25 protein-coding genes are annotated in these 22544 nt (G+C 41.6%); all 25 read left to right on the forward strand.

Features of this window, described 5'->3' with window-relative positions; translation table 11 throughout:
* Positions 1-1007, forward strand: a 1007-nt coding sequence (locus JCM10914_RS23445) for a helicase-related protein (RefSeq protein ID WP_036719790.1), incomplete at its 5' end; no start/stop codon positions are given.
* 5 nt (positions 1008-1012) lie between these two features.
* Positions 1013-1831: a ComF family protein gene (locus tag JCM10914_RS23450; RefSeq protein ID WP_036719828.1), complete on the forward strand. Its 819-nt coding sequence runs from the start codon at positions 1013-1015 to the stop codon at positions 1829-1831.
* Between the two features lie 117 nt (positions 1832-1948).
* Positions 1949-2359 (forward strand): TIGR03826 family flagellar region protein, encoded by a 411-nt coding sequence (locus JCM10914_RS23455; RefSeq protein WP_036719793.1) that lies wholly within the window; start codon positions 1949-1951, stop codon positions 2357-2359.
* A gap of 85 nt (positions 2360-2444) precedes the next feature.
* Positions 2445-2741: a flagellar biosynthesis anti-sigma factor FlgM gene (flgM, locus tag JCM10914_RS23460; RefSeq protein WP_023965458.1), complete on the forward strand. Its 297-nt coding sequence runs from the start codon at positions 2445-2447 to the stop codon at positions 2739-2741.
* On the forward strand, positions 2738-3238 hold the full coding sequence (locus tag JCM10914_RS23465) for a flagellar protein FlgN (protein WP_023965460.1): 501 nt from the start codon (positions 2738-2740) through the stop codon (positions 3236-3238). The genes flgM and JCM10914_RS23465 overlap by 4 nt, the downstream gene beginning before the upstream one ends.
* Positions 3239-3257: 19 nt before the next feature.
* Positions 3258-4829: a flagellar hook-associated protein FlgK gene (gene flgK, locus JCM10914_RS23470; RefSeq protein ID WP_023965462.1), complete on the forward strand. Its 1572-nt coding sequence runs from the start codon at positions 3258-3260 to the stop codon at positions 4827-4829.
* Between the two features lie 12 nt (positions 4830-4841).
* Positions 4842-5735: a flagellar hook-associated protein FlgL gene (gene flgL, locus JCM10914_RS23475; RefSeq protein WP_023965464.1), complete on the forward strand. Its 894-nt coding sequence runs from the start codon at positions 4842-4844 to the stop codon at positions 5733-5735.
* Between the two features lie 13 nt (positions 5736-5748).
* A complete protein-coding gene (locus tag JCM10914_RS23480; protein WP_023965466.1) occupies positions 5749-6324 on the forward strand; it encodes a DUF6470 family protein in 576 nt (191 codons plus the stop codon).
* A gap of 73 nt (positions 6325-6397) precedes the next feature.
* Complete coding sequence (gene fliW / locus JCM10914_RS23485; RefSeq protein ID WP_036719796.1) at positions 6398-6862, forward strand: flagellar assembly protein FliW; 465 nt, start codon at positions 6398-6400, stop codon at positions 6860-6862.
* A gap of 13 nt (positions 6863-6875) precedes the next feature.
* Complete coding sequence (locus JCM10914_RS23490; RefSeq protein ID WP_231638746.1) at positions 6876-7076, forward strand: carbon storage regulator; 201 nt, start codon at positions 6876-6878, stop codon at positions 7074-7076.
* Between the two features lie 166 nt (positions 7077-7242).
* On the forward strand, positions 7243-8067 hold the full coding sequence (locus tag JCM10914_RS23495) for a flagellin (protein ID WP_023965470.1): 825 nt from the start codon (positions 7243-7245) through the stop codon (positions 8065-8067).
* Between the two features lie 76 nt (positions 8068-8143).
* Positions 8144-8482 carry a flagellar protein FlaG gene (locus JCM10914_RS23500; protein ID WP_036719799.1) on the forward strand — a complete coding sequence of 113 codons (339 nt, stop codon included), beginning with the start codon at positions 8144-8146 and terminating at the stop codon, positions 8480-8482.
* An 18-nt stretch (positions 8483-8500) separates the two neighbouring features.
* Complete coding sequence (gene fliD / locus JCM10914_RS23505) at positions 8501-10021, forward strand: flagellar filament capping protein FliD (RefSeq protein ID WP_023965472.1); 1521 nt, start codon at positions 8501-8503, stop codon at positions 10019-10021.
* Between the two features lie 66 nt (positions 10022-10087).
* Entirely contained in the window at positions 10088-10474 is a 387-nt protein-coding gene (gene fliS, locus JCM10914_RS23510) for a flagellar export chaperone FliS (RefSeq protein ID WP_023965474.1), read from the forward strand.
* Between the two features lies 1 nt (position 10475).
* Positions 10476-10796: a hypothetical protein gene (locus JCM10914_RS23515; RefSeq protein WP_036719802.1), complete on the forward strand. Its 321-nt coding sequence runs from the start codon at positions 10476-10478 to the stop codon at positions 10794-10796.
* Between the two features lie 14 nt (positions 10797-10810).
* Positions 10811-12949 carry an IPT/TIG domain-containing protein gene (locus JCM10914_RS23520; RefSeq protein WP_023965476.1) on the forward strand — a complete coding sequence of 713 codons (2139 nt, stop codon included), beginning with the start codon at positions 10811-10813 and terminating at the stop codon, positions 12947-12949.
* On the forward strand, positions 12946-13986 hold the full coding sequence (locus JCM10914_RS23525; protein WP_023965478.1) for an IPT/TIG domain-containing protein: 1041 nt from the start codon (positions 12946-12948) through the stop codon (positions 13984-13986). Before JCM10914_RS23520 ends, JCM10914_RS23525 begins: the two co-directional genes overlap by 4 nt.
* Positions 13987-14061: 75 nt before the next feature.
* Positions 14062-15168, forward strand: coding sequence for a glycosyltransferase (locus JCM10914_RS23530; RefSeq protein ID WP_023965480.1), 1107 nt, complete (start codon positions 14062-14064; stop codon positions 15166-15168).
* Between the two features lie 142 nt (positions 15169-15310).
* The gene (locus JCM10914_RS23535; protein ID WP_023965482.1) at positions 15311-16786 is read left to right on the forward strand and encodes a hypothetical protein; all 1476 of its coding nucleotides are present in this window, start codon (positions 15311-15313) and stop codon (positions 16784-16786) included.
* Positions 16787-17325: 539 nt separating this feature from the next.
* Complete coding sequence (locus JCM10914_RS23545) at positions 17326-17694, forward strand: hypothetical protein (RefSeq protein WP_036719809.1); 369 nt, start codon at positions 17326-17328, stop codon at positions 17692-17694.
* Positions 17695-18089: 395 nt separating this feature from the next.
* Entirely contained in the window at positions 18090-18959 is an 870-nt protein-coding gene (locus JCM10914_RS23550; protein ID WP_023965488.1) for a phosphorylcholine transferase LicD, read from the forward strand.
* Between the two features lie 26 nt (positions 18960-18985).
* Positions 18986-19714: a 2-C-methyl-D-erythritol 4-phosphate cytidylyltransferase gene (locus JCM10914_RS23555; protein WP_023965490.1), complete on the forward strand. Its 729-nt coding sequence runs from the start codon at positions 18986-18988 to the stop codon at positions 19712-19714.
* 12 nt (positions 19715-19726) lie between these two features.
* Positions 19727-20782, forward strand: a complete 1056-nt coding sequence (locus tag JCM10914_RS23560) for an NAD(P)-dependent oxidoreductase (protein ID WP_023965492.1) — start codon at positions 19727-19729, stop codon at positions 20780-20782.
* Between the two features lie 49 nt (positions 20783-20831).
* Positions 20832-21812 (forward strand): polysaccharide pyruvyl transferase family protein, encoded by a 981-nt coding sequence (locus JCM10914_RS23565; protein WP_023965494.1) that lies wholly within the window; start codon positions 20832-20834, stop codon positions 21810-21812.
* Between the two features lie 440 nt (positions 21813-22252).
* Positions 22253-22450, forward strand: a complete 198-nt coding sequence (locus tag JCM10914_RS23575) for a cold shock domain-containing protein (protein WP_006213042.1) — start codon at positions 22253-22255, stop codon at positions 22448-22450.
* Positions 22451-22544: the final 94 nt, after the last annotated feature.

Consider the following 22544-nt stretch of genomic DNA (forward strand, 5'->3'; position numbering starts at 1 on the left):
TCATCTGGGCGGTGACCGGGGCCGGAAAGACGGAGATGATCTTTCCGCTGCTGCAAGCGATTTTGGATGCGGGCGGGCGTGTGCTGGTCGCTGCACCGAGGCGTGACGTGGTGCTCGAGCTTGCGCCGCGGTTAGCGAAGGCTTTTCCTGATGAGAACGTGGTCACGCTCTATGGCGGCAGTCCGGATCGCTGGAAGCGCGGGACGATTACGTTATCCACGACACATCAACTACTGCGCTTTAACGAAGCCTTTGATCTGGTTGTTATAGATGAGATCGATGCGTTCCCCTATCACAATGATCCGATGCTGGATCATGCAGCACGAGGGGCGTGCAAGATTGGTGGCAAATATATTTACTTATCAGCCACGCCCCCGGCTCCGCTGCAACGAGAGGCCAAGGCCGGAATACTGCCGCACGCTAAGGTGCCGGCCCGGTTCCATGGGCACCCTTTACCGGTTCCTCGCAAGCTGAAAATAGCGACGGTTGCCCGCTGTCTGCAGCAGAAGAAGTTGCCGATGGCTTTGGTACGGAGTTTGAAAGCATCACTTGAACGCGGAGCGCAAGTGTTCCTCTTCGTCTCAAGGATCAAGCACATCGAACCGTTTCTGGACTTGCTTCGCAGCGCTATACCGAATTTGCAGATTGAGGGCACATCCTCGGTGGATCCCGCCAGGGCAGAGAAAGTGATGTCCTTTCGGAACCGGGCCATTCGCTTGCTTGTGACGACCACGATATTGGAGCGAGGAGTGACCGTCCCGATGAGCGATGTGTTTATTGCAGACGCCGATAGTGAGCTGTTTGATGAGGCGGCTTTGATTCAGATGGCGGGACGTGCCGGGAGATCGAAGGACGATCCTGCGGGCAGGGTCGTGTTTGCAGCGCCATATTGGACGCGCGGTCAAAGCGCAGCCGTTAGCCAGATCAAAGCGATGAACCGGATTGCGCGTAAAGGCGGGTATTTGCTAGAAGGTACTCAAGAAGCCAAGAGGAGGCGGGATCATTGATCGGAATGTTTAATCGTTTGCTGGGCTATGCGCATCGCCTGATGGCACCTGAGAAGGAAAATTGCCTGACTTGCGGCAAGACCGGTTCATTTACACGGGAGTTGCCGAATGTATGTCATGCCTGCCGCAGCCGTATTCCCTGGATTGCAAACGTGCGTTGTCTACGCTGTGGAAGAGGGATAGGGTGTCCGGATTGTAGTCGAGTGGACCTGGATGAACGCAGCTTTGTGCTTAACCGAAGCGCGGTGACCTATACCGAGCAGATGAGAGAATGGCTGGCACAGTATAAATACAGAGGAAATGAAGGATATGCGAATGTGCTGATCGCAATGCTGGTTCGGGCGTATGCGCAATTGCATCGTGAAGCCAATCATGGGACGCGTGATCAACACCGACAGTGGAATATACATGCGGTGACCTCGGTTCCCGTTAGCGATGAACGATTACGCGAGCGTGGATTCAATCAAGCGGAGGTTCTTGCTCAAGGATTGGCAGCGCGAATGCAGCTTCCTTATGTTAGATTGTTAGTCCGAAACCGACACACGGACAAGCAAAGCTTCAAGAGCCGAATGGATCGGTTGAGAGACATGCAAAATGTATTCGGTGTCATGCCGGAGGCGCCTGGAACGCTAGATCAGATTGTAAGGATGCGCGTGAAGGAATCTGTAGATGAACGAGGGCAAACACCGCTCTGTCTACTATTGATAGATGATATCTACACCACAGGCAGTACCATCAATGCCTGCGCTGCGGTATTAAAACGGTATGAAGTGCAGCTTGGCTGGCCGATCGAAATCTATAGTTTAACGTGGGCGAGGTCGTAATCGCTGCAAATCAGGTAAAAAGTATGAAATCTCGCTTTGGGTGATAGACGCAGGACTTAAGATAAGGTAATCTAGGGTTATCAAAAAAGGTTCGATGTAGCATGGAGGTTGTTGAGCATGAATCTGGGAAATTGTCCGCGCTGTGGTAAGCTATATACGCTGAACCTACGGGAACTCTGTCCTGCGTGCATGAAATTAATCGAGAAAGAATACGAGAAGTGCGTCACCTATCTGCGTGAGCAGAAGGGTGCAACCATTCATGAAGTATCTGAAGCCACGGAAGTATCCGTAAGGCAAATCACGAAGTTTATCAAGGAAGGTCGGATCTCGATCGCGAATGCGCCGAACTTGGCCTACCCCTGCGAAGTATGCGGGATATTGATCCGGGAGAGCAATATGTGCGACTCCTGTCGGACTCGCCTGACAAGGGAGCTGCGGCAAGCGACATCGACGGACCAGGACCATAAGACTGGGTCTACGCATGAGCGCCAGACATACCGTGCCGTGGATAACGAGCGTAAATACTAACTATAGAACTATTAACAATGTTTCATATCCGGCCGATAAACTTAGTAAAGCTTATCGGTCTTTTATTTTAAGTGAGGTGATTGACGTGAAGATTAACGAATCGGGACGTGTGAACGGCATCAATTCGTATCAGCGGAATATAGAATCACGGGAGATGCAGCCAATCGATAAGAAGAAACGTCGCAAGGATGAGGTGTCCATTTCGCCGCAGGCGATGGAGCTCAGCGCAATGAGTAAGGTTCAGGACCCTGAGCGCGCGGAGAAGATCCAGCGCCTGAAGGAGTCCGTAGCCAACGGCACCTATGAGGTACCGGCGGATCGTTTGGCAGACAAGATGCTCCCCTATTTTCAATCTTATAATAAATCGGGTGAATCCAATTGAGTGTTAGATCCATTATCGATTATATGAAGCGGCAGGATGAGCTGCATGAACAGCTGATCGCCGCAGGACAAGACAAACGGCAGGCGATCTTGGATAACGATGTAGAGCGTCTGACATCGGTCATGACCAAGGAGAACCGCCTGCTGAAGCAGGTGGCGGAAACGGAGAGGCAGAGGCAAGATGCCGCAGATGAGTTCTTACGTGAGAAGGGCATCCGCTCCCAGCTTCAGCTGACGGTTACCGAAATGACCCGTCTTGTATTCAATCCGGATGAGAAGAACGAGTTGCTTCAAGTGCAGCAACAGTTAATGGACAGGCTCATGGCATTAAAGGAATTGAATGCAATGAATAAGGAACTGATTGAGCAGTCATTAGCGTTCATTGATTATAGCCTCAATCTGCTGGTTAGCCGTCCGGAAGACGATCTGTTATATCAACATCCGAAGCAGCAGCAGAGTGCAGGCAAAGGCCGAAGCATGTTTGATACCAGGGCATAAGAAGAAAGGAACATGAACGATGAGATCGACATTTCACTTGCTCGAAATTGGTAAGAGGGGCTTGATCGCCCAGCAAGCAGCGCTGAATACAGCAGGACATAACGTTACGAATGCCAATACACCAGGTTATTCTCGCCAGACCACGAGACTCGTAGCGGCTAATCCGCTTTCTTTTCCCGGTCTGCAGCGGACCATGGCAGCGGGTCAGCTTGGTATGGGGGTTGAAGCTGATAGCATTAGGCGCGTGCGGGACTTCCTGTTGGATATTGAATATCGTAATCAGAATACGAATCTTTCGACTTGGAGTGTACAACAAGAGACACTTTCTAATATAGAGGGTATTTTTAATGAACCTTCAGACAGCAGTTTAAGTGCTAGTATTGCCGAGTTCTGGACAGCTTGGCAGACGCTAAGCAAGAACCCGAGCGATACCGACTTGTCGGCTCGTATGGCCGTGCAGCAGAAAGCAATCGCATTGACGGAGACATTCAACCATATACACTCGCAGCTAACGACGCTCAGCAATAACCTGACATCCCGTATCGACACGAAGGTTGGGGAAGCGAACAATTACATAGACCAGATTGCGGAACTTACGCAGAGTATTAAGCGAATCGAAGGTCTTGGCGATAACGCGAACGACCTGCGGGATAAGCGGGACTTGCTCGTTGACCAACTGTCCATGCTTGGGAACGTGAACGTGAACGAGACCGGTGATACTTACCAAGTAACCTTCGGTGGCCAGCTAGTAGTGGACGATATGATCTCAACGCCAATAACTGCAGCGATTACGGCTACTCTTACAGGCGGTGAGATTGCTGGCTATGTTACCTCGCGTGATGTTCATGTACAAGGATACATCTCGCAGCTCAACATTATGGCCAATACGCTCGCTACCGGTCAAGTGGAAGTGACGTTACCCGCAGGTACGATTCTTCCTCCTGGAGTAACTATCCCAGGTGCGGTCATGGACCCGGGTAATCCGCGTAAGCTTGCAGAGGATACGAAGCATACCGTGGATGGATTGAATGGCCTGCACAAGCTGGGCTACACGCTTAATGAGCCGGCAACCAATGGAACCGACTTCTTCGTTGCAGCCGATGGCGGAACGATTACTGCGGGTAATATGAGGCTTAGCCAAAGCGTCCAATCCGATTTGAAGAATATCGGGGCTTCCCTTCGTACGGAAATGCGCAACAATCCGGATGGTTCCACTTCGGAAGTGGTGCTGAAGGGTAACGGGGGCATGGCGCTTCTGATTGCTGGTTTATCTGAGCGGACGTTCAGCTTTAATCCGAACAATAATAACGGTGCCATTACGGATATTACGAACTTCGAAGGTTATCTGCAGTCCGTTATCTCCAAATTGGGTTCAGACAGCAGCAACGCCATTAAGATGGTAGAGAACGGCACACTGCTCGTAGAGCATGCAGACACATTGCGTCTATCGATCAGCAGTGTATCGCTAGACGAGGAAATGTCGGATTTGATTCGATTCCAACATGCTTACAGTGCTTCATCCCGCGTCGTAACCACGATTGATGAAATGTTGGACAAACTAATTAACGGTACCGGCATCGTCGGCAGATAGGAGGCTTAATCCATGCGTATAACCCAATCTATGATGACTAGTTCCATGATGAGCGGCTTGCAGGGGAACTACAAACGTCTTGACAAATACCAGGAACAGATGATGACCCAGCGCCGCATCAACCGCCCTTCCGACGATCCGGTGGGTATAGCCAGTGCACTACAATACCGTGGGCAGATTACGGCTACCACGCAGTTCGAACAGAATGCGGAGGACGCAGATGCTTGGCTGAAATATGGAGACACGGTGATGACCGAGGTCACTCAAATTATCCAAAAGCTTTCAGAACTGGCAGTGCAGGGTGGAACAGATACAGTTCCAAAGGATGCAAGGGAAAATATTGCAGCTGAGGTGGATCAGTTATATCAACAACTTGTCTCACTGGGTAATTCTCAATTCAAAGGAAAATATATATTTAATGGAGAAAGAACGGATCAGAAGCCTTTTCCTGATGATCCAATTAACACTGCTTATGATTTGGATAACGGCGAAGTAAGGTATCAAGTGGGCGCAGGGATCACTGTGTCTGTGAATACGCTCGGGGAGCAGGTATTTGGATCTCATGGTGATGCTGATGGTATCTTCGCGGTTGTTAATAACTTGAAGCAGGCTTTATTGGCAGATGATACAGCAGGAATTCAAAGTGCCATCCCTTCACTACAGAAAAATTTGGAGACAACCATTACTGCACAGGCAGAAATGGGCGGCAAACAAAATCGTCTGGAATTTACTCTGAGTCGCCTAGGCGATTTGAATTTGAACTATATGGATCTACAATCCAAAGTCGAGGATGCTGATATCTCAAAAGTTATTATTGGATTGAAAACATCGGAAAGTATCTATCAGGCGTCATTGGATACGATGGCTCGTATTATTCGTCCAAGTTTAATGGACTTCCTTAGATAGAGGAGGGAAATGAATGAACTTCCCTCGTATTCAAATTCAGCAGGAATATTCCAGATTAGGGATCGAAACAACCAGAGGAAAGCATAACATTGAGCAACCCCGGCCTTCCTTGAATATGAATCAGCAACAAGGTGAAATTGAAGTGAAAAGAACCAATCCTACATTGGAGATTGATTCGAGAAAAGCCTGGTCAGCTCTAGGCATAGCGCGTATTGTAGAAGTTAATGACCGTATTGCACAATCTTCTATGGAGATATCAATGCATAATATCGCGGAGATTGCCCGTAACGGAGACCGGATGATGCACTTTCAAAAAAGTAAGAATGTATTTGCGGAGATTGCAAGGGATAATGTATTTAAAGCTCGGCCTAGAGTTGAGATCGTGGGAGAGCCGGGGTATGATAATGTGGATGTCACTTTTACTCCTGGGAAATTGCAAATGAATTATACACCTGGAGGAGTGACCTTCAGTCCTGAAACCTATAAGCCGGTTGTTGATTATTATCCCGGCAAGGTTAATTCGTATCTGATCCAAAAAAATTACATATCTATGTCTGTGGCGGGGGGACAACTGAATGCGGTTGTCTAACGGCAGATATACAATAGCTATAATAGACACCTGTCGTTATAGCTATTGTTGTTAGAAAGGGAGGTTTAGAAACATGATTGTCAATACCAGAAGATTTGGGGAAATTGAAATTGATGAGAAAGAAGTAATTACCTTCAAGGGTCCAATTTTGGGGTTTGGCTACTTTCAAAAGTATGTTTTTATTCAATCTGAAGACAGCCAACTTCCATTCGAATTCCTGCAATCCGTAGAAGATCAAAACTTGACGTTTATAGTGACAGATCCATTTGTTTTCGTTAACGAGTATGAATTTCATTTGGACTCCCATTGGATGGATGCTTTAGAAGTAGTCGATGAGAAGGATGTTCAGGTACTAGTAATCGTAACGGCTCGTTCAGCTAGTGATATTACTTGCAATTTAAGAGCACCGATCGTACTAAACAGGGCTAAAAGCTTTGCAGCTCAAATTGTATTGGAGCATGGGAGCTATACGACAAAACACTCGTTGTTTGGTGGGAAGGAAGGAGAAGATTCGAATGTTGATCTTGTCCAGGAATAGAGGTCAGAAAATCATGATCAATGACAATATCGTTCTCTCCATCATTGAAATCAATGGGGATCAAGTTCGGATTGGCATTGAGGCTCCATCGAATGTCTCGATATACCGTGAAGAAATTTATGAATCGATTAAACAGCAGAACCAGCATGCCATTGAGTTTAACGTCGAAATTAAGGGTATTTTAAATGGTCTAGCCAGACAAAAAAAGAATTAGAAATCTTATTGAATTTCTTAAATAGCTATAAACAAAAGGGTGAATAAGCCGATATATATAATATGGGTCGGAAGATATGGCAGTGACGGCCGAACGCTATTCTTCGATCACAAATGGGTGAAGCATGGATGCTAATCACCAACACATTCCAGGGAGGAATTCTATCATGCGTATTAACCACAATATCAGTTCTTACAACACTCAGCGTCAGCTGACCGCTAACAACAATGCTCAAAGTAAATCTTTGGAGAAATTGTCTTCGGGTTACCGTATTAACCGCGCAGCTGATGATGCTGCTGGTTTGGCGATTTCCGAGAAAATGCGTAATCAAATCCGCGGTCTGGAGCAAGCTTCCAAAAATGCTCTGGATGGTATCTCTCTGATTCAAACTGCTGAAGGTGCACTGAATGAGACTCATGCAATGCTCCAACGTATGGGTGAACTGTTTACTCAAGCTGCCAACGAAACGTTGACTACTTCGGACGTAACGAAAATTCAATCAGAAATTACACAGTTGAAAGAACAAATTAATAACATTGCCGAACAAACTTCCTTTAATACTAAGAATCTTCTCGGGAATGCTGCTCCAGCCTCCCTTACTTTCCAAGTAGGTGCCAATGAAGATGAGACGATTACTATTAACCTTCAAAAGGCTACTGCTACAGAGCTTGGTCTCGATGATTTGGAAGATCTGGAAGATGCCACAAATGATCAAGCTAAAGGGAATATGACGATCATCAAGGCGGCAATTGACACGGTGTCTGATATCCGTTCCAATCTTGGTGCTGTTCAAAATCGTTTGGAACACACAATCAATAACCTGGGAACGACTTCTGAAAACTTGCAAGCTGCCGAATCCCGTATCCGTGATGTAGATATGGCGAAAGAAATGAGTGAATCCACGAAGATTAATATTCTTCAGCAAGCTGCGACTGCGATGTTGGCACAAGCTAACCAACAACCACAAGGCGTACTGCAGTTGCTTCGTTAATTGATAATTTAACGTGGAGCCGGCCGGGTTAACCGGCGGGCTCTTTTTCTATAATTAATTCAGGGAGTTGAGAAGGATGCGAGTAGATGCGTTCTCTGATGTGAAAATTCCCCCATCGCAAGAGTCCCTTCAGTTGAGTCAGAACGAAGGTAAGAGCACCAGTCAGCAAGTAAATAATATTAACTCTATCGGCGAGAAACGACTCAACGATTTAATCGAGCATGGGAATAAGGTCCTTCAACGAATGGATACTCATCTGCAATGGTCTTTGCATAAGCAAAGCCAAAAATTAATCGTCAAAGTTTTAAATACGGAAACGGATGAAATTGTGCGAGAGATTCCTCCTGAGAAATATCTTGATTTAGTTCAAAATTTATGCGAGCAAGTCGGTTTATTCCTAGACGAAAGGAAATAAAGGTTGGGAGGGAAAAAAATGCCGATAAGATTGAGTGGAATGGCTTCAGGATTGGATACAGACACTTTAATTAAAGAGCTCATGCAAGCTCAGAGGACACCGTTAAATAAGCTGATTCAAGAGAAGCAAACCATCGCTTGGAAAAGAGAGTCTTATAGAGAAACGAATACAGCTTTAACCTCGATTCGTAATCTGGTTGAGAAGATGCGTTTCTCCAATGCTTTTAACAAGCAGTCTGCTTCAAGCAGCGATAATAGTGTGGTTACGGCAACGGCTTCTTCTACGGCTTCCAGTGGCAGTTTCGCGATTCGCGTCGACAGTCTTGCGTCGAGTGCTCTTATTGCGGGTGATAAGGTCACGGTCGACTTAAAATCAAAAATCAACACCCCCGGATCTTTTGAAATTGTTGGTCCAAACGGCAGTAAGTCCGTACAGATAACAGCTGATTCAACATATGAATCGGTTATGAAGCAAGTAAACGGTTCCAACATCGGGGTTACGATGAGTTATGATAGTATCAATGGCCGATTTATGTTGAGTTCAAATACGACGGGAAAGACATCAACCATTCTAGTTAACGATGATTCGAGCAGTACCGCCGCACAATTTTTTGGACTGACCACGATGGTTGATACAACTGATCAAGATGGAAATCCAATAAGAGAGAATCGCGCAGTTGCAGGATCTAATGCTTTAGTGCAAGTGAATGGGAAAAATATGGAAATAGAAAATAATGCCTTCGAATTTAATGGGGTTCGATTTGATCTAAAAGGTGTATCAAATACAACGGTTTCTGTTACCGTTGCCAAGGATACTTCTAATATTGTCGACCAGATTAAAAGCTTTGTTGAACAATACAACAGTTTAGTTGATTTGGTGAATGATAAAACCAAGTCTACTCCCAATCGTAACTATACCCCATTGACAGACGAGCAAAAGGAATCAATGAGTGAGAAGCAGATCGATCTATGGGAATCAAAGGCGAAGTCTGGTTTGTTATATCGCGATGATATACTCCAAGAGACACTGTCTGCTCTTCATAGTGCGCTTGTGAATAATGTTAGTGGTTTGAAGGACGAGATGAATTCGTTATCTGATATTGGCATAACCTTCAAGAAATATACTACTGGCTTGAAAACAACGGAACTAGGCAAGTTGGAAATCGATGAGACTAAGCTGAATGAGGCCGTAACCAATGATCCTGATGGTATTATGAGGTTGTTTACGAAAACAAGCTCACTAGACCCAAAGGACAGTGCTTACCAGAGCCAAATAGGTTATGCGGAAAGATTATATACGACGCTTACGAACTCTGTTAACAAAATAATTAAAAGAATCGGTTCAGGGACCGTAGCTGATGCCGTTGATGGGAGTCAACTGGGTCAGAAAATCGACACCATTAACGACCGGATGTCTACTATGGAAGCAAGACTAAAGATGATCGAAGATCGCTATTATAAGCAATTTACAGCCATGGAACTTGCCATGCAAAAATTGAACAATAAAAGTTCTTGGCTTATGTCACAGTTGTATAGTTGATTAGTGTTTGTTGTAAATACCATATTCAAATTAAAGACAACCTAGTTTAAAAGGGAGAGAGCAGAAATGAATGCGTTAAATTATCAACAACAATATGTTAAAACCAAGGTTGAAACAGCTAGTCCAGGTGAACTAACTCTCCTTTTATACGAAGAGTTGTATCGAAAGTTGAATATGGCTAAAGTACACTTTCTCAAGAATCAACAAACGGAGACGTTAGAAAGAATTCACGGAGCTAGTTCTATATTGTACGAGTTACTAGGAACACTTAATTTCGACTATGAAATTTCTGGACAGCTTCGAGATTTGTATATGTTTTATTTGAGACAGCTTAATGCCTTTGTCATTGAAAAGGATATAGAGTTATTAGAGCAAGTCCTGGAATTTGCCCAGGGATTTGCATTGACTTGGAAAGAAGCAGTTCAAATTGCAAAGACAACAAGAGGGAACTGATATGAACCGTTACCAGTTAATGCTGAAACTAAAGGAGACATACGAGGGAATTTTGCAATACAGAGATGCGAATCGTTTTTTACAAAGAGAGTCCGAAATTGATGAAGCATTCCTAGAATTGCAAGCTCTTTCTCATGACCCTTATAGCGATTCAGAAAGAGACTTGCTCAAGATCATATCTGAATTAAATCATGCTATGGAAGAGTTGTTAGTGGATTCGATGAATCAATTGCAACATACTCGCATGCAGACACCAAGAGCATCAAAACAGTACGAGACACCTGGAATCGCAGAATCATATTTCTATGATCGAAAATTATAATTAGGAGGGTGTGTATGATCAAGCTGAGGAAGCTTTTGATAGTGCTTTTAATGTTATTCGTTAGTGCAAATCTAGTAGTTCCATTAACTCCAATTGAAAGTGCAGTAGGAGATTATGTAACTGCATCAACAAAGGTTAATCCAACTGAGATCTTGGTCGGGGACGAGACAGAGGTGACATTGAATATTAAAGGAACACCCCCTGTCAATGTTGTTAAACCTAATGATGTTATCCTCATCATCGACCGATCTGGAAGCATGGGGACTGAAAAAATGAATGCCGCCAAGGATTCGGCTAAAGGCTTTATCGATTTAATGGACTTTACGAAACATCGTGTTGGAATCGTTGATTATAGTGATACAATATCGTCAACTGAATTGACTACTGATACACAAAGCGTAAAAGCATATATTGATACCTTGAGAGCCAGTGGCCAGACTAATACCGGTGATGCTATTCAGAGGGCAACTGAATTATTGGCTACTCATCGCACGGATGCGCAACCGGTTATTGTTTTGTTGACAGATGGAGAGGCGACAGGAACCGGTGATGGATTGAACGCCTTCGATTATACTTTGAAAAAGGCGAATGAAGCTAAGGATGCAGGAATTGTATTCTACACAATTGCATTACTTAATTCCAATGCCGATCCAGAGACAAGTGCTCCTAACATCTTATTAAAAAATATGGCCACTACTGCACATCACCATCATTTTGTGCTAGGTTCTGTAGGGTTGGCTGATATTTACAGAGCTATTGTACAAGAGATTGGCCTGGCTAGCGCTTATGACATTGTTGTGACTGCAGTTGTCAATAATGCATTCGAAATTGTACCGGGGTCTTACGACAAAAACATACCTAAACCTACAGTTAACGGTAATACACTCACATGGAGTTTTTTGGAGTTGAAAAACGATAACCTACAGTTTACTTATAAGGTTCGCCACAAATCCGATAGAGTAGCAGGTACATATCCTGTAACTACATCGTCTTCAAATATTACTTATAAAGATTATGCAGGTTCAAATAAACAATATACGATTCCTTCAGCTAATGTAGTAGTGAAATATCCTGCACCTATTATTACTTTGGTTAATCCCAGCAAGGGGCATATTTCAGGTAATGAAGAGGTCACGATTACAGGAGAGAATTTCCTCCCTGATCCGAGAGTGAGATTTGGTGGAGCGAGTGCAAAGAATGTAACCTATATTAGCGATACTGAAGTAAGGGTCACTACTCCTTCAGTCAAACAAGGCAATACTACAGTTACTCTAACCAATACAGATAACCAATCAGCTACTGCGGATTTTGGATTTTATGCTCAACCTGAGGTATCTAGTTTAACTCCAGACAAAGGTCCGGTATCGGGGGGCACTAGGCTAATCATCAATGGTAAGCATTTCTTGTCTGGTGTAAAAGTAAAGGTTGGTGATAATTACTCGCAGAATGTGACGTATCATTCTTCAACCTATCTATTTGCAGTTACTCCAGAAGTTGAACAACCGGGCCTAGTAGACGTAACAATCGAAAATCCAGACGGAACAGAATTAATACTTCCAAATGCCTTTACATACGAACCTCTTCCTTCTGTTGAACTATTATCTGTGTCTCCAAATGAAGGTGTAGTCACAGGAGGAACAATTGTTACCTTAACGGGCAAGCTGTTTAATAATACAAGCAAAGTGTACTTTAACGATGTAGAAGCATCCTCTGTTGCATATAATGACAATACTAGAATAACAGCGAAAACTCCTGCCTGGGCACAACCGGAGACGGTGGATGTAAAAGTTGTTAACAGGGATGGAACAGAGTCTGTTTTGCAACAAGCTTTTACTTATACAGAGCCGCCTGCGCCTAGTGCACCATTGATCTCAACGCTAAGTCCTAGTAATGGAGCGCTGACTGGGGGGACAATTGTTTATGTGGACGGAAAGTTTTTTGTATCAGGAGCTAAAATCGTAATAGGTGGCACTGAAACTGTAGATGCCAATTATGTTAGTTCGACAAGAGTGACATTTAGAACGCCGGCATGGTCCACACCTGAAACGGTAGATATAACAGTAGTAAACCCTGATGGGCAATCCCATACTTTGCCTGGGTCCTATACTTATAACCCTCCTCCAGAAAGACCTGCCCCAACACTCAGAGGATGAGTCCAGCTAATGGGCCATTGGGTGGAGGAACGACTATTTATATAGATGGAACTTCCTTTACAACAGATTCCAAGCTGTATTTCATAATGGATGGACAAGAAGTTGAGTTAAACGCTACTTTTGTTAATGCTACCAGATTAGTAGCTAAGACTCCTGTTGGGACGATGCCCGGCCCCGTGGATGTTAAAGTTGTAAATGCCGATGGGAAGTCTGGTGTATTGGCTGGCGGTTTCACTTACGATGCACCCCCAGTATTTCCAGATCCGGTCATTACAAGTATTGCTCCAAACCAGGGAAGCAAGCGTGGAGGTAACTTGATCGATTTATATGGAACGGGTTTCCAGCGCGGTGCCCGTGTAGTATTAGGAACTGAACAATTGGATTTGGCTGCTTATATGAGTACAACTAATGTAAGAGTCAGGGTGCCGGCGGTAAGTACGGAAGGAGCCGTGGACGTAACCATAATCAACCCGGATGGAAAGTCTCACACCCTTGTCGGAGGGTATACCTACCTTGAAGACCTGCCAGTGATTACAGGTATTTCACCAAGCTCTGGCCCTATGGCTGGGGGAACCAATATTTATGTTGACGGTAGGTACTTCACGTCTAATATGATCGTTACATTAGATCATGTTGAGTTGACGTATACGTATGTGAATTCCACTCGGATAGTGGTTAGAACACCTGCTGCTTCAACTCCAGGAGATGTAGAACTTACAGTATCAAGCCCATCAGGAGCTGCGTCAACAACGACATTTACTTATGAGGCACCTCCTGTTCTACCTGCTCCAACTTTAACAGGGTTATCTCCAACAACAGGTCCAATCAGAGGTGGTACGAATATCTACATTGATGGAAGAAATTTGAGGTCTGGTGCCAAGATCGTTTTTAACGGTATCGAATATGCTGTGACCTTCGTGAATTCTACCCGAGTAGTCTTTAAAACCCCGGCAGCTTCCGCAGCGGGTATTATATCTTTTTATATTGTGAATCCAGATGGACAGCAAAGCGGTACATTGAATTTTGAATATAAGTAAAGCGGTTATAAATATATAAAGGGCCAATGGCCCTTTATATATTTATATATTCAAATTTATTGTGAGGACTTGATTATGATAACAACTTTACCGATTTCGGCTTGTTTGATTGTAAAAGATGAGGAAATGTATATCGAACAGTGTATTCAATCGTTAAAACCAGTAGTTAATGAAATCATTGTTGTGGATACGGGTTCTACAGATCAGACCCTTGCAAAGTTGGAACAGAATAGCATTAACGTGTTTCATTACGAATGGAATAATAGTTTCTCTGAAGCAAGAAATTATGCTATCAGTTTGGCTAGTGAGCCAACCATATTGGTTATAGATGCTGATGAAACTTTAGACCCAAGTACAGTGCCCTCTTTAAATGAATACTTGTCTCATTCTAGAAATCTCCCTGCTTCAGTTAACATAGTGAGCAAATTGGATCGTTATAGAAATGTAAACTCTAGAATAACACGTTTATTTCCTAATTCTGAAGATTATCGTTATCATGGGATGATTCATGAACAACTTTATTATAAAGGAAATTCTATCAATGAAGTAAAAACAACAAATGTTGTTTTGCATCATTTTGGCTATGATGAAGCAGAAGTAAAGAAAAAACAAAAAATTAACAGGAACTTGGAACTGCTGGAAAAGCAACTAAAAAGCGAACCAGAGTCCACTTACTTAAGGTATCAAATAGGCCAAACATATTATGTAGGCGGTCATTATCATCAGGCGATAGAAAATTTTGATGAAGTATTGCAATTAATCTCGTCACAGGACACAATTCCGTCCTTTCTTCCTACAGTTTTCCTTTCATATGGTTACTGCTTGCATAATACTTCACAGTATCCAATATTAGATCGTCTTTTGAATGATGCATTTGAATTCTTCCCTGATTACACTGATTTGTATTTCCTATATGGAGTTTCTCTAATCCAAAGGGGTAATCTGAAAGATATAGAAGTCATTAAGGAAACATTCGAGCATTGTATTGCAATGGGTGAAGTGACAAATCCAATATACGAGTCTGTTGAAGGTGTTGGGTCATATAGATCGTACTATAATCTCGGAGTATATTATGAGGCGACAAACCAAGTTGAAATAGCCATCAATTGCTATAATGAAAGTGCTGAAATGAATTTTGAACCAGCCAGGATACGAGTTGAAAACATAAAAAAACATAGATAATTTGATTTTTTCACAAATAACTCCGTGAATCTGCCTATATAAGTAGGAGATTACGGGGTTTTTTTTGAATAGCATAACAATCATTGGAATAAACGTCGATAAATATATTAGGTAAATTATCTGCTAGATACGGAGGCTCAACGTGAGAAAGCAAGTACAACTACAAATAATGAGTATTCTTCCAACTATCCTGGAAGGTGTTAACTATGCCGTGACTACGAATTCGCAGCAAGCAGCTATTGTCCTTGGCGACTGCTATTCCACAATTAAATCTATAATGGATTTTTTTAAAATCGGACTTACAGAAGAACGGTTCGACTTTTATCAAGGTTTATTAAATGAGACATTAGAAATACTTGAGAATATTCATGAAAAAACAGCTTCTGGTCATGCAGCTTCTGATTTATCTTATAAATTTAAGAAAGTGCTTCGTAAAGTTGAGAGGGAGCTGGAACAAGAATCTGAAGTGAAGATCGAAGTGGTTTTCATGCCCTATAAATCAAGTATGTGGGATAGCCTTGAAAGTATATGGTTAGCGGCTAAGGAAGACAAGAGGTGCAATCCGACCGTTATACCGATTCCCTATTATGATAAGCACCCAGATGGAACGGTAGCAGCAATACATTATGAGGGGGGACAGTTTCCCGACCAAGTCCCCATTGTACACTATGACAACTATGATTTAAGTTCAAATTTACCAGACATCATATATATTCATAATCCTTATGATGACAGCAACAGGGTTACTTCAGTTGATCCGAGATATTATTCCCATCATTTAAAACAATACACGAATATACTTGTCTATGTTCCATATTTTATTTCCGGAGTGTACGCGAATGTTGAGGCTTTTGCACAGAAACACCTTACATCATGTTTAAAATCAGTGGATCAAATTGTTGTTCAGTCACATATGCACAAGAAACTGTATTCAGCCTGTGGAGTGAATGAAAATAAATTACTTGTACTTGGTTCTCCTAAATTGGACTCTGTGAAAAATATGGTCAAGGAGCAAAGTCTAATTCCTACAGATTGGATTAAGAAGATGGAAGGAAAGAAAGCGGTTGTATTAAATAGCAGCATCGGTTCTCTATTGGTAGCTCCAAACTATCTTACTGAATTAAAGCAAAGAATATCAATCATACTGTCTTTTAATGAATTATTTCTCATATGGAGACCTCATCCTTTACTAAAAACCACTATCTCCTCTATGAGACCAGCTTTATTAGGTGAGTATAATGAAATCATTCAAATGGTTCAGAAACATGAGAATGCTGTCCTTGATCAGTCTGGAGGTACATTATCTGCAACCATAGCGTCATGCGGGATGATAAGCGACACCAGTTCTTGGGCACGTCAATATATCGCAACTGGAAAGCCTGTGTTAATGCTTCAGGGAACTAGCCGAGCTAAAAATGGCAAATTATGTGTATTTGATCATTTTTCCAGCTATTTTTTAAATGATGGTTACAACATAGAGGAGTTTTGTCGTTTGCTTATTTCCGGTGAAGACGAAAAGAAGGCGGAGCGATTGAGGGATGTAAGAAATTCAATAGTGAATACGGACGGCTCTTGTGGCAAAAAAGTAAACCATCAAATAATTAGTCTTCTGAGGTGAGCGGATGAGGTACGGAATTATCTCATATAGAAAAGCAGTTAGACCCAATGGCACAAAATGGACAAACTTGGGAGATCCCATTCAGTCTTACGCAATGATTAAAATTTATGAAGAGATGGGCATACGGGAGTCTGAACTCGTTAAAATCAATAGAAATTCATCAAAGACATATGACGGAGACTATGTTATCTTTCCATTGCTTTAATATGATTTTCGATAGAAAAAAACATAATGCGTTACCGGTTTTAGACAAGATCACCCCTGTTTTTGTAAGTTTTCATTTACATTCGCGTAACTTAGATTCAGAACTCGTACATCATTTGAAGACTTATGAGCCAATAGGATGTAGGGACGGAAGAAACTATGGCTGTTTTAAGAAGTCACGGTATTCGTGCTTATTTGTCAGGATGTGTTACAGCAACGTTACCGAAACGACAAAAAACACCAAAAGATAGCAAGATTTACTTTGTCGATTGTCCCCAAGTCTGAAGAATTTCATTCCACAAAGTATTTTAGATAATTCGGAGTTTCTTACGCATATGCCTTATATTCGAAGGGTTTCCGAAGATATCTTTCTAACAGACGAGGAAGAACAAAATTATTATCAGCAAGGTGTTAATCAACTTAAGCTTTATGAAAATAATGCTAGTCTCGTTGTAACTTCAAGATTACATGTAGCTGCACCCTGCATGGCAATGGGGATACCTGTCATACTTGTCAGTGAAAACTTTGACGGCAGATTCTCATGGATTGATAAGTATTTGCCACTCTATACTCCTGGCGAGTTTAGCGAAATCAACTGGAATCCGAGTCCTGTCGACTACGAAGAGGACAAAAAGATAATTAAGAAACAATTCATTTACAGAATAAAGAAGGCGTATGAGGAAAACCACCTCTTATACGAGTGAAGCGGTTTATACAAGAATAGACGGAGATCGGTGTATAATAAAGGAATCATTGATTCATTAGAACAAATATCAGAATTGCCGGAACAAGTAAATTATGCATTATGTGGTGTAAAGGGAGAGACGATGAACCTGCACCATATAATCGCCGATCATTTCCCTAAATGGAACTTATGTACGGTTATAGACGATAACTACACGGTGAATATCAAGGGTATAAGATTAGAAAGTCTAAAGATATCCCTGATTTGAATAAGAAAATAATTTATTTTGTTGTTCCTGAAGCCGCTCATGACTTTGCATCCAAGTTTCTGAAAGAACAGATGTTTTCTTATTAAAAACAAAACAGATATCATTGAAATTTAAATCAAAGGTACTTGAAAACGATGAGATATGCAATGAGAAGAGAAGTTCAAACCGTTGAACTTTCTAAAAGCGAATTACGCAAAATGCAAATGAATATGCTTGAGATACTGATTGAAATTGATCGTATCTGCCGAAAACATAAAATAAAGTATTCTTTAGATGGAGGGACATTTCTTGGTGCGGTTCGCCATAAAGGATTTATTCCATGGGATCCTGACGCAGATATCGTGATTTTGAGGAAAGATTACGAAAGGTTTAAATATGCCTGTGAAGAAGAACTGAACCACTCTTGTTTTTTCTTGCAAGATTATAAAACGGACCAATATTACAGATGGGGTTACGCTCGATTGCTTCGGAAAGGCACTTCGTACGTTAGGGCAGGACACGAACATCTTAAATCACAAAATGGTGTGTTTGTAGATATTTTCACTTTGGATAGCGTTCCGAATCCTTATTTAGGAAGAGTCCTTCATAAATTTATTTGCTACTGCATCCGAAAATCTTTATGGTCTGAGGTAGGAAAGATTGTACATCCGAATCTTCTTTTACGAACTTACTACAAACTCATATCGAAAATCAGCAAAGAGTCCCTATTCCATATAAGAGATAAAGTTGCTGATTTATGTAACAAGAATGATCAATCGACTTTAGTTCGACATATGTGTTCGCCACATCCCCCAAAACACTCCTATGGTTTTCCAAGGAGTCTATTCAACTCTTTAAGTGAGTACGAATTTGAAGGCCACAAGTTTTTGGGATTTACCGAATATGACTGGTATCTAAAATCGATTTATAACGACTACATGACACCCCCGGCAGAAAAGGATAGAGCAAGCCATATCCCCTGCTCAAGTTACTCATTCATAGAACCGACAGAGCTCAAAGTAAACAAGGATTATTAATTGTATGAGGGGAAGCGTAATTATACATGATGACAACTGCACTAATATTCGCAGGTGGCACCGGTTCCAGAATGAATAGCAGATCAAAACCAAAACAATTCCTCGAGTTACACGGTAAACCGATCCTTATTCATACGTTGGAACATTTTGAATATAGTCAAGAGATTAGCAGTATAGCTGTTGTTTGTCGTGAGGATTGGATAGATTATCTTAAAGAACAACTAAAACATCATTTTTTCGAGAAAGTGCGCTGGGTAGTCCCTGGAGGTGAAACGGGGCAAAAATCGATATTTAATGGACTAAAAGCAATCTATGAATCATGTGATAACCCGCAAGATACAATTGTTTTAATACATGACGGTGTTAGACCGTTAATTAATGAGAAAGTTATTTCCGATAATATAGCTGCTGTAAAACAATTTGGATCGGCAATCACTGTGACTAAAGCAGTAGAGACCGTAATTAGTACGAATGACCAGAATGAAATTGTTGACATTCAGGATCGAAATCTTGCGAAAATAGCCAAAGCTCCTCAAAGTTTCTATCTCAATGATATTATGGGTGCGCACCTAAAAGCGATAAAAGAAAATAATGTGAAGATGGTGGATTCGGCATCATTAATGTTGCATTATGGTTACAAACTGCATACCGTGGACGGTCCCGTTGAAAACATCAAGATAACGACTCCTTTGGATTACTACATTTTCAGAGCTATATATGAAGCTCGAGAAAACTCTCAGATTTTTGGATTGTGAGATGACTAATAGATGAATATTGAAGCACCTAACGATTGCATATTGCAAAGAGATATTAATAGAGTTGCTCGGGAGTTGGTGAATTTCCCCGAGCTCAATCACAAAACGATTTTTGTAACAGGCGCAAGCGGTTTATTGGGTTCGCTTACTGTTAAATCGCTACTATGTTTGAATCGCTGCTATCGTTTTAATGTGTCTATAGTTGCATTAGTAAGGAGCTCGGAGAAAGCTGAAGCAACTTTTGGTAACCTGATTCATGATGATAAATTACGAATAATTGTCGGAGATATTGTGGATATTCCTGATATTAGTGAACCTATAGATTATATTATTCACGGAGCAAGTGTGACTTCTTCTAGAGATTTTGTAGAGCATCCCGTAGAGACTATTTTTACAGCCATTAACGGAACGAATCAAGTGTTAGAGCTGGCAAAGTTGAAAAATATAAAAGGTATGGTATATATGTCGTCACTAGAGATATATGGTACATTCAACTCTGATATTCCCGTAAAGGAAGAAGCAGGGGGTTATATCGATCCGCTAGTGGTTAGGAGCAGTTATTCAGAAAGTAAACGTATGGTAGAAAATCTATGTTGTGCTTACTCGTCGGAATATGGGCTTCCCGTAAAAGTTGCAAGACTTACACAAACGTTTGGTCCAGGCGTGTCATATAACGACAATCGAGTCTTTGCCCAATTCGCGAGAAGTGTTATTGAGCAAAAAAACATTGTGATGCACACAGATGGAAGCACGGTTAGAAATTACTGTTACACCAGTGACGCAATTAGAGCGTTATTTTATATTTTATTAAAAGGAAAAAAAGAATCGGCTTACAATGTAGCAAATATGGATACTGGCATATCGATCCGTGATATGGCCGAACTTGCATCTAAGTTTGGTTCCGATACGGAGATTGTGTTCGAATGCGCTGATAACGAAAAACACGGATATAATCCGCCGGTTAAAATCTGTCTTGACAGTTCCCGTCTGAAAACACTAGGTTGGTCAGCCGAGGTAGGGTTGGAAGAAATGTTCCAAAATCTAATAAAAAGTATGAAATTAGTCTGATAAAGCCTTGAGATTAAAGTGAAGAAAATAATGATAAGCAGGTATGGCGATGAAAAAGAAGATTGCTTTAGTGGGACTTAATAATTTTAATAACATGGGAGATCAAATCATATCGGAAACTATGCAGTATCTGGTTCAAAAGAAGCGGGAGGATAAAGTTGAAACATATTTTGTGGACATCAATCCATACGATTCTTTTTGCGAAGAAAAGATACCGATTCGGTTCAAATGTTTTAATTTAATTAGAAAGCTAGAGCCTATCTCTAAACTTTTTAAGCGTTCAGACGAAGTTACCTATTATATCCAATACTTTTCATGGAAAATCAAACTGTATAATTATTATAAACAACACTTAAATAAAGCAGATGCTATTATTTTTACTGGCGGTGCTTTTATCAAATATCATACACAAGAACTGAACTATTTAGTAGACATGGTCACCGAAATAGCCATGAAACAAGATATCCCGGTGATGATGAGTGGAATGGGCTTAGAAGGTTATAGTTCAACAGATCGAAGATGCCAAAAACTTAAAGAAGCTATTAATAGACCATGTGTAAAGATGATTACGACGAGAGACAATCTAACACTGCTAAATGAAAAGTACATCGACAATAAATCTATAATTACTGCACTGGTCGGAGATCCTGCATTTTATATTCCAGAATATTATCAGATTGAAAGGGTAAGAAGCGGTCGAATCGGTCTGGGAATAATTCGAAGTGATAATTTTATGAAATATGGAATTAATTATTCAGAAGATCAAGTGATGAATCTATATCAGGATATTGTCAAAGAGCTTGAGAAAAGAAAGCTTCCATGGACGTTATTCTCGAATGGTTTTACTTCTGATTATAATTTTGGATTACAGTTGCTAGATAGTTTAGGCATGGATCGTAATAATCTTATGCCGCGACCGAAAAATACGAAAGAATATGTTGGTATGGTTTCAAAATTTGACGTTATAGTTGGAGCGCGTTTGCATGCTATTATTACAGCCTACTCGTTAGATATCCCAGCGATTGGTTGATCTGGAATGAAAAGCTAACGCTGTTTGGAGAATTAATTGGTAAGGAACAAAATTTTTTGAATGTTACTAATATTAATGCGCAGTTTATAGTCGATATGGTAGAAAAAAAACGTCATGATGATTATGATGTAAAACAAAGAGATGAACTAAAACAGTTAACAGACATATATTTAGATATTTTTATTAATACGCTGTGAAAATATGTTTCACAATCTGCCTGCATGGTTAAATAACCTTAAACCTAATAACCCTCTTTTTTCACTATCGTCTAGCAAACTCAGTGTCTAAGGATGTCGATAAGACTTTTCGACAATATTAGACGTATCCTTTTAAGAAAAACCGTCTTTAGGGTAATTGACACTGCAAACGCCGGGTGCTATAGTCGGAAATGTGGACAATTAGTGTCACACTTTATTTGACAATGAAGGGAATGTTAGTGCATGCAAGGTAAAGTTAAATGGTTCAACGCAGAGAAAGGTTATGGCTTCATCGAGACTGAGGACGGCGGCGATGTATTTGTACACTTCTCCGCGATTCAATCCGAAGGCTTCAAGACGCTGGAAGAAGGACAATCCGTTGAATTCGAGATCGTTGAAGGCGCTCGTGGCCCGCAAGCAGCTAACGTAATCAAGATCTAATCATCCCGGCATAGCGACCTACATAAACGGTATAGATGGTTAACAATTGAAGATTCGCTAGCGAAAGACTCCGGATCATTCCGGAGTCTTTTTC

The sequence above is a fragment of the Paenibacillus sp. JCM 10914 genome (assembly GCF_001315105.1).
Classification (GTDB): domain Bacteria; phylum Bacillota; class Bacilli; order Paenibacillales; family Paenibacillaceae; genus Paenibacillus_AQ.

Coding starts and splice junctions, on each gene's coding strand:
- JCM10914_RS23450 (WP_036719828.1), top strand. CDS start 1,013: ATGTTTAATCGTTTGCTGGGCTATGCGCATCGCCTGATGGCACCTGAG.
- JCM10914_RS23455 (WP_036719793.1), top strand. CDS start 1,949: ATGAATCTGGGAAATTGTCCGCGCTGTGGTAAGCTATATACGCTGAAC.
- flgK (WP_023965462.1), top strand. CDS start 3,258: ATGAGATCGACATTTCACTTGCTCGAAATTGGTAAGAGGGGCTTGATC.
- flgL (WP_023965464.1), top strand. CDS start 4,842: ATGCGTATAACCCAATCTATGATGACTAGTTCCATGATGAGCGGCTTG.
- JCM10914_RS23480 (WP_023965466.1), top strand. CDS start 5,749: ATGAACTTCCCTCGTATTCAAATTCAGCAGGAATATTCCAGATTAGGG.
- fliW (WP_036719796.1), top strand. CDS start 6,398: ATGATTGTCAATACCAGAAGATTTGGGGAAATTGAAATTGATGAGAAA.
- JCM10914_RS23490 (WP_231638746.1), top strand. CDS start 6,876: ATGATCAATGACAATATCGTTCTCTCCATCATTGAAATCAATGGGGAT.
- JCM10914_RS23495 (WP_023965470.1), top strand. CDS start 7,243: ATGCGTATTAACCACAATATCAGTTCTTACAACACTCAGCGTCAGCTG.
- JCM10914_RS23500 (WP_036719799.1), top strand. CDS start 8,144: ATGCGAGTAGATGCGTTCTCTGATGTGAAAATTCCCCCATCGCAAGAG.
- fliD (WP_023965472.1), top strand. CDS start 8,501: ATGCCGATAAGATTGAGTGGAATGGCTTCAGGATTGGATACAGACACT.
- fliS (WP_023965474.1), top strand. CDS start 10,088: ATGAATGCGTTAAATTATCAACAACAATATGTTAAAACCAAGGTTGAA.
- JCM10914_RS23515 (WP_036719802.1), top strand. CDS start 10,476: ATGAACCGTTACCAGTTAATGCTGAAACTAAAGGAGACATACGAGGGA.
- JCM10914_RS23520 (WP_023965476.1), top strand. CDS start 10,811: ATGATCAAGCTGAGGAAGCTTTTGATAGTGCTTTTAATGTTATTCGTT.
- JCM10914_RS23525 (WP_023965478.1), top strand. CDS start 12,946: ATGAGTCCAGCTAATGGGCCATTGGGTGGAGGAACGACTATTTATATA.
- JCM10914_RS23530 (WP_023965480.1), top strand. CDS start 14,062: ATGATAACAACTTTACCGATTTCGGCTTGTTTGATTGTAAAAGATGAG.
- JCM10914_RS23545 (WP_036719809.1), top strand. CDS start 17,326: ATGCCTTATATTCGAAGGGTTTCCGAAGATATCTTTCTAACAGACGAG.
- JCM10914_RS23550 (WP_023965488.1), top strand. CDS start 18,090: ATGAGAAGAGAAGTTCAAACCGTTGAACTTTCTAAAAGCGAATTACGC.
- JCM10914_RS23555 (WP_023965490.1), top strand. CDS start 18,986: ATGATGACAACTGCACTAATATTCGCAGGTGGCACCGGTTCCAGAATG.
- JCM10914_RS23560 (WP_023965492.1), top strand. CDS start 19,727: ATGAATATTGAAGCACCTAACGATTGCATATTGCAAAGAGATATTAAT.
- JCM10914_RS23565 (WP_023965494.1), top strand. CDS start 20,832: ATGAAAAAGAAGATTGCTTTAGTGGGACTTAATAATTTTAATAACATG.
- JCM10914_RS23575 (WP_006213042.1), top strand. CDS start 22,253: ATGCAAGGTAAAGTTAAATGGTTCAACGCAGAGAAAGGTTATGGCTTC.